The 13,379-nt window shown below is 68.8% G+C and carries 10 protein-coding genes; 2 read left to right on the top strand and 8 right to left on the bottom strand.

What is annotated here, in order from left to right; all coding sequences use genetic code 11:
• Positions 1-62: 62 nt before the first annotated feature.
• From eccCb to K3U96_RS26570, 6 genes are read right to left on the bottom strand one after another with little or no spacing between them, the layout of a single operon-like run.
• Entirely contained in the window at positions 63-1,823 is a 1,761-nt protein-coding gene (gene eccCb / locus K3U96_RS26545; RefSeq protein WP_220691634.1) for a type VII secretion protein EccCb, read from the bottom strand.
• Positions 1,820-4,051 carry a type VII secretion protein EccCa gene (gene eccCa, locus K3U96_RS26550; RefSeq protein ID WP_220691635.1) on the bottom strand — a complete coding sequence of 744 codons (2,232 nt, stop codon included), beginning with the start codon at positions 4,049-4,051 and terminating at the stop codon, positions 1,820-1,822. The genes eccCb and eccCa overlap by 4 nt, the downstream gene beginning before the upstream one ends.
• The gene (gene eccB / locus K3U96_RS26555) at positions 4,048-5,526 is read right to left on the bottom strand and encodes a type VII secretion protein EccB (protein ID WP_220691636.1); all 1,479 of its coding nucleotides are present in this window, start codon (positions 5,524-5,526) and stop codon (positions 4,048-4,050) included. The genes eccCa and eccB overlap by 4 nt, the downstream gene beginning before the upstream one ends.
• A 3-nt stretch (positions 5,527-5,529) precedes the next feature.
• Positions 5,530-7,251, bottom strand: coding sequence for a type VII secretion AAA-ATPase EccA (eccA, locus tag K3U96_RS26560; RefSeq protein WP_220691637.1), 1,722 nt, complete (start codon positions 7,249-7,251; stop codon positions 5,530-5,532).
• Positions 7,244-7,723, bottom strand: coding sequence for a YbaB/EbfC family DNA-binding protein (locus K3U96_RS26565; protein ID WP_220691638.1), 480 nt, complete (start codon positions 7,721-7,723; stop codon positions 7,244-7,246). Before K3U96_RS26565 ends, eccA begins: the two co-directional genes overlap by 8 nt.
• Positions 7,724-8,575, bottom strand: a complete 852-nt coding sequence (locus tag K3U96_RS26570; protein WP_220691639.1) for an ESX secretion-associated protein EspG — start codon at positions 8,573-8,575, stop codon at positions 7,724-7,726.
• A gap of 552 nt (positions 8,576-9,127) precedes the next feature.
• Between K3U96_RS26570 and K3U96_RS26575 the strand changes: the two genes are divergently transcribed.
• Positions 9,128-10,438: a MinD/ParA family ATP-binding protein gene (locus tag K3U96_RS26575; RefSeq protein ID WP_220691640.1), complete on the top strand. Its 1,311-nt coding sequence runs from the start codon at positions 9,128-9,130 to the stop codon at positions 10,436-10,438.
• Position 10,439: 1 nt separating this feature from the next.
• Here the strand turns inward: K3U96_RS26575 and K3U96_RS26580 are convergent, their stop codons facing one another.
• Positions 10,440-11,177, bottom strand: coding sequence for a transcriptional regulator (locus K3U96_RS26580; RefSeq protein ID WP_220691641.1), 738 nt, complete (start codon positions 11,175-11,177; stop codon positions 10,440-10,442).
• Positions 11,178-11,503: 326 nt separating this feature from the next.
• Here K3U96_RS26580 and K3U96_RS26585 point away from each other — a divergent pair, with 326 nt between their 5' ends.
• A complete protein-coding gene (locus tag K3U96_RS26585) occupies positions 11,504-11,794 on the top strand; it encodes a WhiB family transcriptional regulator (RefSeq protein ID WP_069407830.1) in 291 nt (96 codons plus the stop codon).
• A gap of 12 nt (positions 11,795-11,806) precedes the next feature.
• Here K3U96_RS26585 and K3U96_RS26590 read toward each other — a convergent pair whose 3' ends face one another.
• Positions 11,807-13,360, bottom strand: coding sequence for an acyl-CoA carboxylase subunit beta (locus K3U96_RS26590; RefSeq protein ID WP_220691642.1), 1,554 nt, complete (start codon positions 13,358-13,360; stop codon positions 11,807-11,809).
• Positions 13,361-13,379: the final 19 nt, after the last annotated feature.

Consider the following 13,379-nt stretch of genomic DNA (forward strand, 5'->3'; position numbering starts at 1 on the left):
AGCACCCCACTGCAAGTTTGCTGGAAGCGTATGGCTCCATACTAACCGCGCCCGAAGGGTGCTCACGACACTTCTTCTTCGGGCGGATCCACGTAGGCCGCCTGGATCACCTCCTTACCGTCGGGGGTGACCAGAAACGCCTGGCCAGGTGGCCGCTTTTTGAGCTTGATCTCGCTCGACGGGAACTCCTGCTTTTCGCCGGACAGGAACATCGTGGGCGAACCGGCGCCGTAGGCGGCGCCGACGAACTTGTCCATGGTGGCCCGATGCGCCTGGCTCATCTGGCACGTGACGATGATGTGCAGCCCGATGTCGGCGGCGGCCGGCAGCAGCGGAAACAGCGGCGACATCGGCGGCACCACGCCGCTGGCCGCCACGATCATGTGCCAGTCGTCGACCAGCAGCACCACGTCGGGACCGCTCCACCAGGACCGCGCCCGCAGTTGGGCGGTGGTCAGGTCCGGCGGGGGCAGCCGCTTCTTGAGGTTGATGGCCAGCGCCTTGATCGCTTCCTCCAACGTGGCGTTGTTGCGGTTGACCGCGCCGGCGTCGAGCAGGTGGCTGTCGGGCACCGCGTCCAGCAGGCCCGAGCGGTAGTCGGCCAGCATGAACCGCACCTGCTGGGGGCTGTTGCGCGTGCAGATCGCCTGGGCGACGGCGTGCGCGATGCGCGTCTTGCCGGCCTTCGGACCGCCGAAGATCAGCAGGTGGGGCGTCATGTTCATGTTGTTGTGGGCCACCGACAGATCCGATTCCCTGATGCCCAGCGGCACCATCCAGCGGGTGCGGTAGTCGGCGTCGGGTCCCGGCGGATTCGGGTCGAGTTCGTGCAGGTAGATCCGTTCGGGCAGCACCCGCACCCGCGGTGCCTGCGCTGTCGTCCGCGCGCCGATGATCTGCACTGCCTCGGACATCGCGGCCACCAGGTTGTCGGCGCTGTGCACCCCGTCGAGCCGCGGCACCCCCATCATCAGATGGTGCTTTTCCATCGACACCGCCCGGCCGGGCCGGTTCGTCGGGATCTCGCGGGTGATCCGGTCGATCTGGGTTTCGTTGACGTCGCCGAGCCGGAACTCCACCTTGGTGCCGAGGTAGTCGCGGACCCGGGCCTTCAGCTCGGTCCACCGTGGTGTGGAGATCACGGTGTGCACCCCGAACGCCAACCCCTGCCCGGCCAGATCTTGTACGACGGGTTCGAGGTCGGGGAACTCCGCGACGAACGCCGGCCAGCCGTCGATCACCAGGAACACGTCGCCGAACGGGTCGGCGGCGGCGGGATGTGCTGGATCGTCGCGCATCTGCCGGTAGGCGGCCATGGACCCGACCCGGTGCTGTTTGAACATCGCTTCCCGTTGCCGCAGAACGGCTTTCATTTCCGCGACGACGCGGTTGACCCGGTCCGGTTCCGAGCGGGTTGCGACACCGCCGACGTGCGGCAGGTCCTCGAGATACATCAGGCCGCCGCCGCCGAGGTCCACACAGTAGAACTGCACCTGCCGCGGGGTGTGGGATGCGGCCGCCGACAGGATCAGCGTCTGCAGGAAAGTCGACTTGCCGGTCTGCGGGGCGCCGCCGACGGCGATGTTGCCGCTGGCGGCCGCCACGTCGATGCCCCAGACCTCCTGGCGGTGGCGCCGCGGTTCGTCCATGATGCCGAGCCCGAAGCGCAACGGCCGGCGCTGATGGTCGCGTTCGATGAGCTCGTTGACCGGTGTGGGATCGGCCAACGGCGGCAACCACATCCGGTATGCGCGGATCTCGCCGGTGGCCAACTGGTCGAGAACCACCTCGCGCAGGACGCGCTGTTCGGGTTGCACCGTCACGGTGTCACCGCCGTGTCGAAGATCGGTGCTGCGGTGAACTGGTGGATCCGCAGCCGGCTTTCGGCGTGCACGCGCGGCTTGGCCTCCCCGTTGTCCTGCACCGGCGACGACGGCACATACGGCACCCCGGTGTAGACGCTGTGGAACTTGACCGGATCCTCCATGCCGACACGCAGGAACCCGACACCGCTTTCCTTGTTCGTGATGTATTGCGCCTCAGGCGTTCCGATCACGGCCTTGGATTCCGCCGAGCTGGTGGTGCGCAGCGCGATGCGGTAGGTGAGGTTGGGTTCGAGTTTGTCGATGCGCACGCCGCCGGTGTTCAACGACTGGGTGGCCAGCAGCAAATGCACGCGCAACGAGCGCCCCACCCGGCAGATTCGGTCGAACAGCCCGATGAAATCGGGGTGGTTCTGCAGCAGCTCGGCGAACTCGTCGACCACCACGAACAGTGTTGGCAGCGGCGGTAGTTCAGCGCCGCGTTCGCGGTGCTTCTCGTATTCGGCGACCCCGGACAGTGCGCCGGCCGCGCCAACCTGCATACCCGCCTGGCGCAGGATCGACTGGCGGCGGTCCAGTTCGCCGCTGAGCACCTCCCCCATGCGGCTGACCAGCTCGGCTTCTTCTTCCATGTTGGTCACCACCGCGGCGGTGTGCGGCAGCTTCTCCATACCGAGGAACGTCGAGCCGCCCTTGAAGTCGGTGAGCAGCAGGTTCACCTGGTCGGGATGGTGGGTGGCGGCCAGCGACAGGATCAGCGTGCGCAGAAACTCCGATTTACCCGAACCGGTTGTGCCGATCAGCATCCCGTGGGGTCCGGCGCCGAACTCGGCGCCCTCTTTGATGTCGAGATGCATGATGTCGCCGGTCTTGAGCTCATGGCCGAACGGGATCCGCAGCCGGTCGCGGTCGGTGTCGCTGAACATCCGCCAGCGGCTGGGCGTCACGTCCTCGATCGCCTGCGCACCGACGAGTTGGTGCCATTCGGTGGCCACCTTCTTCTGCACCCGGACGCTCTTGTCGATGATGGTGCCGGTGATCGACCAGCCCGCCAGCTTGCGCGCGACCCGGGTGGCCTGTTCGGGCGTCATCCGGTCGGTCGTCGAAGTCACCAGGCGGAACGTCTGGTTCGGCAGCCGGTCGTCGGCGGTGCCGTCCTCGGCCACCCGGATGCGATACCCCGAGCCGCGGTGGTTGCCGAGCGTGATGACCGTGACACCGGCCCGCCCGTCCACCGGGAAACCGGCCCGCCCGCCCGTCAGGTCGACGACGACGACGTAGGGACCGCTGGGCGCCGCGTCGGCGGTGTGCGGCCCGCGCGCGGTCAGGTCGCTGAGCCCGTCGGGGCGGGTGAACACCATTCTGGTGGGTCCCGCGGCGTCGGTGTCGGTCTGATGCTGGACATGCGGTAACCACTTGAGCCAGGCCCAGTTCGGATCTTCCGGGTTGTCGATGAGCACGCGGATCTGTAACAGGTCCGGCGGGTGGAACACCGCCAAATGGCAGATCATCGCGGTCAGCAGCCGCGCGGCGCCCTCCGGGTCGCCGCCGACGGCGATGGTCGGGAAGGTGCGCAGCTGCAGCAGCTTCGGGCAGTCGTGGATCAGCCCGTGGGTGCGCAGGAACTTCGTCACCCACATGTGGCTGACCGGTTCCAGGTGCGGTTGCGGGGCGCCCTGCGGTCCGGCCAGTTCACCACCGACCGCGGGCTTCAACAGCCGGTCTACCGCGGGCTCGGCGCCGACACCGAGGCGGGTGGCGGCGTAGAAGTCCGCGTTGGCCGGCCGCGACCACTGCCGGTTGGTGCCGACGATAGACAGCAGATCCTCGGGATGCGGTGCGTGGTAGTTGAAGAACGTGACCTGCGCGGCCGCCGAAGACGTCACCCTGGTGCGCAGGCCCGCGAGGTAGCGCAGGTATTCCTTACGGTCGGCGTTGATTTCGGGCACCCGCTTGCCGCCGGGTCCGCCGCCGGCCATGAAGCCGACGGTGGCCATCACCATCATCAGCGGCATCATCAGCATGTACGGCGACAGCTGGCGGATGCCGGTGAAGATCATGATGGCGATCATCCCGATCATTCCGCCGCCCATCACCCAGGGCAGCGCCTTCTGGATGCCCGACGGCGGGATGTCGACGCCGAGGTCGTCGGGCGCGGCGACGTTGATTTCGCCGGGTGTCAACCTGGGCCCGCGCTTGATGATCGGGGTGAACTTCTTGGTGGTCATCGGCCCCCTCCGGTGTTCGACGCCGGCTGCGCGCCGCCGGGAGTGCCGTCATCGACCTTGCGCGGGTTGGGATCGGCAGGCAGCGTGTCGTGTTCGAGCAGCGCCGCCGCTTTGGTCAGCACGGGACCGTCGACCAGCATGCTCACTACCTGCCAGGGCGCGGTGGTCGGACCCGACAGCCCCAGCGCGTTGCCGGTGTCTTCGTCGGGCACGCCGTAGCGCACCCCCTGGGGATCGATGTAGTACAGGCTTTCGCCGTACCGCGGGTCCGGTGACTGCAGGCGGACGTATTTGCCGCCGTCGATGTAAACGATTGCGTCACCGCCGATCTGGTCGATTCCGCTGTTCATCGCCGACGACGGGATCGGCAGGTGCCGTCCGGCGATCACGGTCGTCGTCGGCGCCTGGTCACCCGGTTCGCGCTGCCACGCCCAGCACAGCGTCGGCGAGTCCTCCCGGGTCAGGATGTCCAGCGGCGCGTCGGCAAGGGGTGAGGCGAAGACCTGTTCGGGGATCCTGGCGACGACGCTGGCCTCTACCGACGGCGGGGAGAGCAGGCCGTAGGAGTTGGTGGCGCGCAACGCCGCCGCTGTGGTGTCGTTGACCCGGGCCACCCCGTCGGGAAGGACCACGAAGTGCTGTTCGCCGTCTTCGGTCAACACCTTGAAAACCGCGCCGATGACCAGGTTCGCAGGCAGCCCAACGGTGTTGGGCTCACCGGCACGAGGGATCTGGGGCAACCGCCACGGTCCGGCATTCGGCAGCGCGTTGAACAGTCCCTCCGATATCGGCGTGGCCCTTGCGGTGACAGGTATGCCGACCGCCGAGGTGACGGCGCGGTCGGCGAGATCGATATCGTGCCGGCCGTCCTTGGTGATCAACCAGTTGTCGTTCTCATAGGACACCAGCACGCCCTGGTCCGCGCGCATCGGCCCGACCGAGGAGTCGGTCAGCAACGGCCGGATGATCACCGAGGTTGCCAGGTTGGGCGACACGCTCTCCGGTTTGGTGACGGTGTCGCACAACGTCCACGTGGTGTCGGCGCCGCCGACCGGGGTGGCGTACGGCGCGCCCGGGATGCCGAGTGGCTGGCCCTTGGCCATCCGGTTCAACTCGTCGGATTTCACCGCGACGGGGGTGCCTGCGCTGCCGAGCACCAGTCGCGCCGAGGTCAGGTTGTACACCGGCCGCAGTTGACTTGTTCCTGGCATCACCACGTACAGCTGGTTGGTGGTCCGGTCGACGAGAAGCGTGTCGCCGCCGCGCTTGCCGAGCGGTTTGAAGTAGGCCAGCAGGCCCGCGCCCAGACAGATCAGCACCGCGATGATGACCCCGGTGGACACCGCGCGGCTGTAGAACTGCAGCGGATCGTCGAACATGCGGGTGTCGCGGCGCACGATGGCGTGCTCGACGCGGCGCAGCAGAAATCGCCATCCGCTGACCTGAACCTTGGTGGTGAGTCGGAAACTGGCCATGGCTTACTCGTTGATGCTCAACCGGGCGTGCACCGCGGTGATCGCGGCGGCCATGTCGTCGCCGTTGATCTCGCTGAGCTGCGCGACGTCGAGGCTGTCGAAGTCCAGGGAACGCGCCAGCCGCATATCCCGGTTCTGTTCACCGGCCTCCACCAGTTGGCGCGCGTAGCGGCCGTTGCCCGCGATGTCCAGCGCCGGTTTACCGTTCAGGTCGCGCTCGCTCAATAACGTGGCGGCTTCCAGCACCCGCTTGGCGGCATCTTGGTCGAGTGCTGAATCCGTCGATGCGGCAATGACTTTGGCGATATCGACGATCTCCTCCGGCGAGTACGAGTCGAACTCAATGCGGGTGGCGAAGCGTGACCGCAGGCCGTCGTTGGACTCCAGCAGCCGGTCGATGTCTGCGCTGTACCCGGCGATGATGACCACCAGCCGGTCCCGGTCGTTCTCCATCCGGGCCAGCAGGGTGTCCAGCGCCTCGGTGCCGAACGGGTCGGTGCGACCGTCGCGATCCTGCACCAGGGTGTAGGCCTCGTCGATGAACAACACCCCGCCCATGGCGCGGTCGATGGTGCGGCTGGTCTTGACCGCGGACTGTCCCTCGTATTCGGCGACGAAGTCTTTGCGGGAGGTCTCCACGAGTTTGGGCTCGCTGATCACGCCGAGGCCGGTCAGGATGTTGGCCACCACGCGCGCGATCGTCGTCTTACCCGTGCCGGGCGGCCCGGCGAAGATCATGTGCTTTGAGGCCTGGGTGACCTTCATGCCGCGCGCCGCGCGGATCTTGGCCATCTGCGTGGCCGCCCGGTACGCCTCGATCTGTTCCTTGACCCGGGTCAGGCCGATCTGGCGGTCCAACTCGGCCTGCGCCTCGGCCAGCAGCGCCTCACGGCCCGAGTTGTCTGCCTCGACGCTGGCCGGGTCCCACGGGTCTTTGCGCGACGCGATTTTCTCGGCGGTGGTCGTGGTCAGTCGGTACGCCGGATCTTTCAGCGCTGCAGCGACTTTGGGCTCGGGGTGGGTGGCCTGCAGCCACTCGAGCAGCGCTACCGCGGCTTCCTCGTTGCCCTGGCTGCGTCGCGTCATCGCCAGAAACCAGGCGATGGCCGGCGCGCAGGCCTCCCCTGCCGACGACGAATTCGACTCCGTGAGCCTCCGCTCGGCCTCGGTGAACAGTCCCAGGTTGGCCGCCGCAACGCCGTGCGCGACACCGGCCGCCGCGGCCAGGAACTTGTCGGGCCACCCGCCGGCACCGCGGACCTCGTCGATCACGTCGGTCCAGCGTTCGGCTGCGCCGTAGATGACCGCCTTTACCCAGGAGATCAGATGCTCTGCACCCGCGGCGGGCAGGTCCTCCAGCGCCTCCATCGCATCGGCGAAGTTGCCGACGGAGGCTTCGTGCACCGCGAAGCCCATCGTGATGGCCAGTGGCGAGTTGACCGGGTAGGTGATGTTGCCGAACTGGCCGCCGACCGGCACCCTGGCGCCGAGGCTGTTCATGGAGATCTCGGCGGCTCCGGCGAGTTGGCCGAAGTTCGCCCGCGAGTACCAGGCCCGAAACAGCGTCACCCGGTCGGTGTCACCGCACCGGATGCGGCCGACCCAGGCGTCGCACGCCGCCTCGTCCATCGTGGTGATCTCGCTGAAGATTTCGAACGAGCGGGCCGGCGCGCTGGGCAGCATCCCCACCGCGCTTCCGAACAGGCCGGCCAGGTGCTCAGCCATGGCGGCTCGCATATCTCATCGCGAAGATCCGGGCCCGTTCGGCCGCCGCCTGGTCCGGCGTCGGCAGGTCGAGATCGCGGGTGAGGAAGTCGCGGGTGGCCGCGTCGTCGTGGCCCTGTCTGCACATCCCCTCGAGCATGTAGGTGTATTGCGCGGCCTTGGCGTCTCGGGCGGCCAGACCGGCGAGGACGACGATCTCGTCGCCGAGATCGGCTTCGGTCATCGCGGTGGCCTTCGCCGACAGCGCGACGCCCTGCACCCGCCCGTCCGGAGCCACCGTCACCGTGACGGAACCGTCGGGGTTGGCGACCGCGAAGACCGGTTCCTGCTGGTCGTCGTGGGCGCCCGCCGAAGCGCGGTAGACGTCCAGCGCGTCGAGGTCGGAGGCCGTCGAGCCGTCGTCGGCGACCGAGAAGTCGAGCGCGGCGGCCAGGTCGTCGGAGTCGTGCGGGGCGCTGTCTTTGGCTGCCACTCAGTCCCCCTCGCCGTCGACGTCGGGGGTGGCGCGCTCGAACCAGGTTTTCGACGGCAGGAATTCGACGAGCCCGTCCAGTGCGCGTTGCAAATTCTCGGGGCTGCCGGGCAGGAAGCTGCCGTAGAGTTCGCCGTTCACCCGCCGCGGGATCGACACGATGCGGCCCTGCTGTGAGTCCAAAACCCCTGCGGCGACGTCGGTTTGGGTGAAGGTGCCACCGGGATGGCGCTCGGCGGCGGTGAGCTCGACCCAGCTGGCCGGGTCGGCGATGATGTCGGCGTAGGCGCGTGCCGAGGCGGGCGCCACGCCGTATGCCGCAACCTGGTTGGCGCTCGTGCACTCGGCCAGCCGACCGGCCACACCGGTCAGCGGTTCGACGTCGGCGGCCGTCGCCGAGCCCAGCACGGTGCTCACCATGCCCGCGAGGCCGACCTGCGGAGCGACCCGCTGCAATACCAGCATGTCGCCGTCGCGCGCGGCGACGACGTGGCGATCGCCCTTGCGGCACACGACGAAGCGGATCATCTTGCCGCCGACGTCGCGCCGCCACCAGCGGGCCTCCAGGGTCCGGTCGGATCGGCTGAGCGTGTCGACCATCGCGGCCACTTCGGGGTGGGGTTCGCCGAACACGTCCAGCACCCCCTGTGCCGTCAGATCGCGCCTGACCTGATCCCACACGATGTCTCGCAGATCGGGTTGCGGGATGTTGAGGCGGATGCCCAACGATGGCGGAAACTCCGTCAACCCCAGCCCGTCGGCGACGACCAACATGCCGTCGATGGTGAGCTCGACACCGACGACGTCGTCGATGTGCGTGGCGTCGCGGTGGGTGGATTGCGGAGCGCTCATGGCTAACCCGTCCGCGGCACGCACAGATCGTCGCCGGGCATGGAGTCCTCTTCCTGTTTGTCGTCCCGCGGTGACAACCCCGGTGGATGATGTCTCCGGTCAGACCCGACGACGCTTTGCCACCCGCAGCGGGCGCACCCCTCGACCCTGGTCTGCAAACTCTTCGACGAAAGACAGGGTACCAGCGCTTCAGGGGTGCTGATTCCACCAATTTCCGGCGGTGAGCGCCGAGGGGTTCCGACCACCGACAGTTGCCGATAGCAACCAGTAATTGGGGTGGCTAAGCATGTTGTGCTGCGGTGATCGGCACCGTAGCAACGGACGTGCGGCAGGGCCTTAGGCGTTTCGCTAAGTCTGGTGGCTTGGCGGCGGTCCTCGTCGGCAGCGACGGAAAATTCCCACCGCACGGGCGTCCGCCGCCGCACTGCACCGTCGTCACATCAGCCTACTTATGTTTGCTGTGTGGCTGGGATCGCCGGGCAGGAAGCCGCAGGCGGGAGTAGTTGATACTTGAGAGGGGGCCGACACCCGAACTCGGTGAGGAGACAAGCAGTGACCGACCGCGATGACGCATTGCGGAGAGAACTCGGCTGGACGGCTTCCGAAGAGCCCGAATTCGAGCCACCCGCCGCCGACCCGGAGCCCGGCCCGCCGCCAAGTCCCCAGGGGCCGCCGGGGCCGCCGCCGCCGTCGCGCCCGCCGGCCGACTTTCCGCCGCCGCGCTACGGTCCGCCGCCCGGTTCACCGCGCGATACTGGACCGCTGCACGGTGGTGCCCGGCCGGATCCCGGACCGTGGCCGGGCCCGCACGGCAGAGCCCCGCGCCCGCCTCGGCCGTCGGCGCCGCCTCCGGCTCCGCACTGGCCGGGCGGTGGATATCCACCGGATGCGCCGCCCGCGCAGGGGCCGCCGAGTGGTTCCTACGCCGATCGGATCCGCGCCGACGAGCTGGTGCCGGTGCGCAAGGTGCCGCCGGGCCGCGGCTGGCGGCTGGCCCTGTACAAGGCCAGCTTCGGGTTGGTCAACCTCGGCCAGGGGCCCGAAGAGATCCGGCAGGCCCAGCTGGAGGCCAAGATCAAATCCCCGCTGCGCGGTCACTTCAAGGTCGGTGTGATGGGCAAGGGCGGCGTCGGCAAGACGACGGTGTCGGCCAGCATCGGCTCGGTGCTTGCCGAGCTGCGGCAGGACGACCGCGTGGTCGCGATCGATGCCGACACCGCGTTCGGCAAGTTGGGCAGCCGCATCGACCCCCGCGCGCAGGGCTCGTACTGGGAGCTGGCCTCCGATCAGCACCTGGAGACTTTCGCTGATGTGCGCAGCCGGGTGGGCAACAACGCCGCCGGGTTGTTCGTGCTGGCCGGTGAGGCGACACCGGCGCGCCGCCGGGTGCTCGATCCGGCGATCTACCGCGAAGCGACGTCACGGCTGGACCGGCATTTCACGATCTCGATCATCGACTGCAGCTCGACCATGGACTCCCCCGTCACCCAGGAGGTGCTGCGGGATCTGGACGCGCTGATCGTGGTGTCGTCTCCGTGGGTGGATGGCGCCGCCGCCGCAGGCCAGACGCTGGACTGGTTGGCCGCCCGCGGGCTGACTGCGCTGTTGCAGCGCACCATCATCGTCCTCAACGATTCCGACGGCCACGCCGACAAACGGACGCGTTCCATTCTGGTGCAACAGTTTTCCAGCCAGGGGCAGGCCGTCATCGAGGTGCCGTTCGACGGGCACCTGCGGCCAGGTGGTGTCATCGATCGCACCGCCGAGATGTCGGCGCCGACCCGGCGGCGGTTCCTGGAGATCGCCGCCGCGCTCGCCGAGTACTTCCCCACCCACGACGACCGTGGCCGCGAACGCCCCTGATTCACCCCACGTCGAGTTGCTCGACGAGCTCCTCGATTGCGCGCGCCGCGGCCGCCGGTACCGGCTCTTCAGCTTCGGCATGCACGACGTCGTCTTCGGAAACCCCTGCGGCTTGGGCGGTTTCGGCGATGGTCAGGTTAGCGCCGCGGCGCGCGGCGTACAGCCGCTGGCCAAGGGTGGCGTGCGGTGAGCGTGCGGCGCGCAGCATGAGCTCGTCGTAGCGGCCACGCACGGCGCTCAACGCCTTGATCAGCGCCGGGGTGACCCGGCTGATCCGGGCGGCTCGCGCGGCGACGGACTCGAGCTGGCGCAGGTCCGCCAGGATCTGGGTCACCCGCGGCGTGAACTCGGGCGTGTCCGGCGACGGCAGCGCGTCGATCGCCGAGCGGAATGTGCCCACCGCGGTGACGACGGCCTGGGCGATCAGCGGTATCTCGTCGCCGCCGGTGACCGCGGGCGGCTCCGCGCGGGTCTGGGCGGGTTCGCCCTTGCGGAGCCGCGCGATCGTGCCGGGTGGCCACCGCAGCACCTCTTCGAGCTTTGCTCGGGTGCGTTCGCGTGGCCAGCTGCGACCCTTTTCGAAGGCGATCAGCGCGCCGGCGTTGATGATGCCGTCGGCGGCTAGGCTGCGCTGGCTGATGTTGAGCTCGCGGCGTCGGGCTGCGGCGGCCGCCCCTGCACGCACCATGCCGGGGTCCAGCGTCTCGGCCGACCCTGCGGTCGAATCGGGCTGGATCATGCGCGGCGGTTCCTCGGATGAGCAGGGCATTCGGCCACGCCATCCTAACCGTGGCAGATGCGACCGCTACACCTTGGCCCCGTGTCGGTGCCGAATTTCTGTCGCGAAGCTACATCTGACGACGGCATCGAACCGCAGCACCGCTACAGCTTCTGGAGGACCCGAATTCTCCCAGGTGATGTCACCTTTTCGGTCGGCGGTCGCGCGGCCTGCAGCGGGCGCCCGCGCAAATCCCATAGCTGTAACTGTTGCATCGCTACGGTTTGATTCGTTACGTTGGCGTCATTGCGGCGCACCGGCCGCAGATCGGCAAAGGAGCGATAGCGATGAACGCAACAGACTGGGACGAGCTGCCCGTCGGTGCCTGCACCCGCGACCCCGAGCGGTGGACGACATCGGCCGACGAAGCCGCCAAGGCGATCTGCCGGGCATGCCCGCGCAGGTGGTTGTGCGCCCGTGAAGCATGCGAGTTGCCCCGCGCGGAAGGGCTGTGGGCCGGCATCGTCGTCCCGGAGGGCGGGCGCGGGCGCACGTTTGCCCTGAGGCAGCTGCGCTCGCTGGCAGAACGCAACGGCTATCCGGTCCGGCACCGCCGCCTGTACGCCGAATCCGCCTGACCGGGGCGCCGCTCACCAGGTGTCGACGAAGCGTCGGCGTACCGCCCGCTCGTCCGCGCCGGCCGCCGCGGTCAGCGTGTCGACAATGAGCTTGCGAGTGTCGGCCGGGTCGATGACATCGTCGATCTCGAAGAGCTGGGCGGCGTTGAGCGCCTTGGCATTGTCCTGCGCGGCCGCGGTGGCCTGACGGACCCGTTCTTCGCGCTCGTCGTCGTCGGCGATGGCCTCGAGTTCCTTGCGCATCCCCAGCCGCACCGCGCCTTCCAACCCCATCGGGCCCAGGTGCGCGCCCGGCCACGCCACGGTGAGCAGCGGCTCGTGCAGGCTGCCGCCGGTCATCGCCTGCGCACCAAGGCCGTATCCGCGGCGCAGCACGACCGCGATCAGCGGCACGCTCAGCGCGGCGCCGGCAACCAGCATCCGTGATCCGCGGCGCACCAGCGCCTCGGCCTCGGCCGCCGGGCCCACCATGTAGCCCGGACAGTCGACCAGCGACACCACCGGCAGCCCGAACGCGTCGCACAGTTGCAGGAACCTGGCGGCCTTGTCGGCGGCGGCCGCGGTGATCGCCCCGGCCATCACCATCGTGTTGTTGGCGAGCACACCGACCGGGCGGCCGCCGATGCGCGCCAACGCGGTCACCATCTCCTTGGCGAAGCCGGGACGCAGAAACGTCACCGACCCTTCGTCGGCGAGCGTCTCGATGATCGGGGCCACCTGGTATGCCCGCCGTGCGCGTTCGGGAACCATTGTGCGCAACCGGGTTTGGTCGCCGGCCGGGCCCGGTGGCGTGGTGCCCTGGAAGTAGCCGAGCAGGCGCTTGGTCACCGCGACGGCCTCGGCCTCGTCGGCCACCACGACGTCGACCACACCGTTGGGCGCCTGCACCGCGATCGGGCCCACGTCGTCAGGCGCCACTTCACCGAGGCCGCCGCCTGCGATCATCGCCGGCCCGCCCATCCCGATCGAGGCGTCCTCGGTCGCCACGATCAGATCCGCGCACCCGGCGATGACGGCATTGCCCGCAAAGCAGCGGCCCTTGACGATCGCGATGCGCGGCACCACGCCCGACAGCGCTGCCCACAGCTTGAACGCGCGCACCTCAAGCGAAGACACGGTGGGATAGTCGGTGTCCCCGGGCCGGCCGCCGCCGCCCTCGGCGAAAAACACCGTGGGCAACCGCATCCGGTCGATCAGCTCGAACAGCCGGTCCTTCTTGCGGTGCCCCAATGCGCCCTGGGTTCCGGCGAGCACGGTGTAGTCGTAGGACAGCACCGCGCACGCGCTGCGGTCCTCGCCGAACAGGTCGCCGTTGATGCGCGCCGTGCCCGCGATCAACCCGTCGGCGGGAGTGCGCGCGATGAGATCGGCGAGGTCGCGGCGATGCCGTTGCGCGGCGATCGCGAACCGGCCGTATTCGACGAACGAACCCTTGTCGACGAGGTCCTCGACGTTCTCGCGCGCGGTGCGGCCATTCGCGGCATGTCTGCGCTCGACGGCCTCGGGGCGCGCGGCGTCCTCGGTGAGCGCGCGGCGCCGCTCCAGTTCGGCGTGATCGTCGCTCATGGCGTTCGATGTTATCCAC

The sequence above is a fragment of the Mycolicibacterium holsaticum DSM 44478 = JCM 12374 genome, from assembly GCF_019645835.1.
Taxonomy (GTDB): domain Bacteria; phylum Actinomycetota; class Actinomycetes; order Mycobacteriales; family Mycobacteriaceae; genus Mycobacterium; species Mycobacterium holsaticum.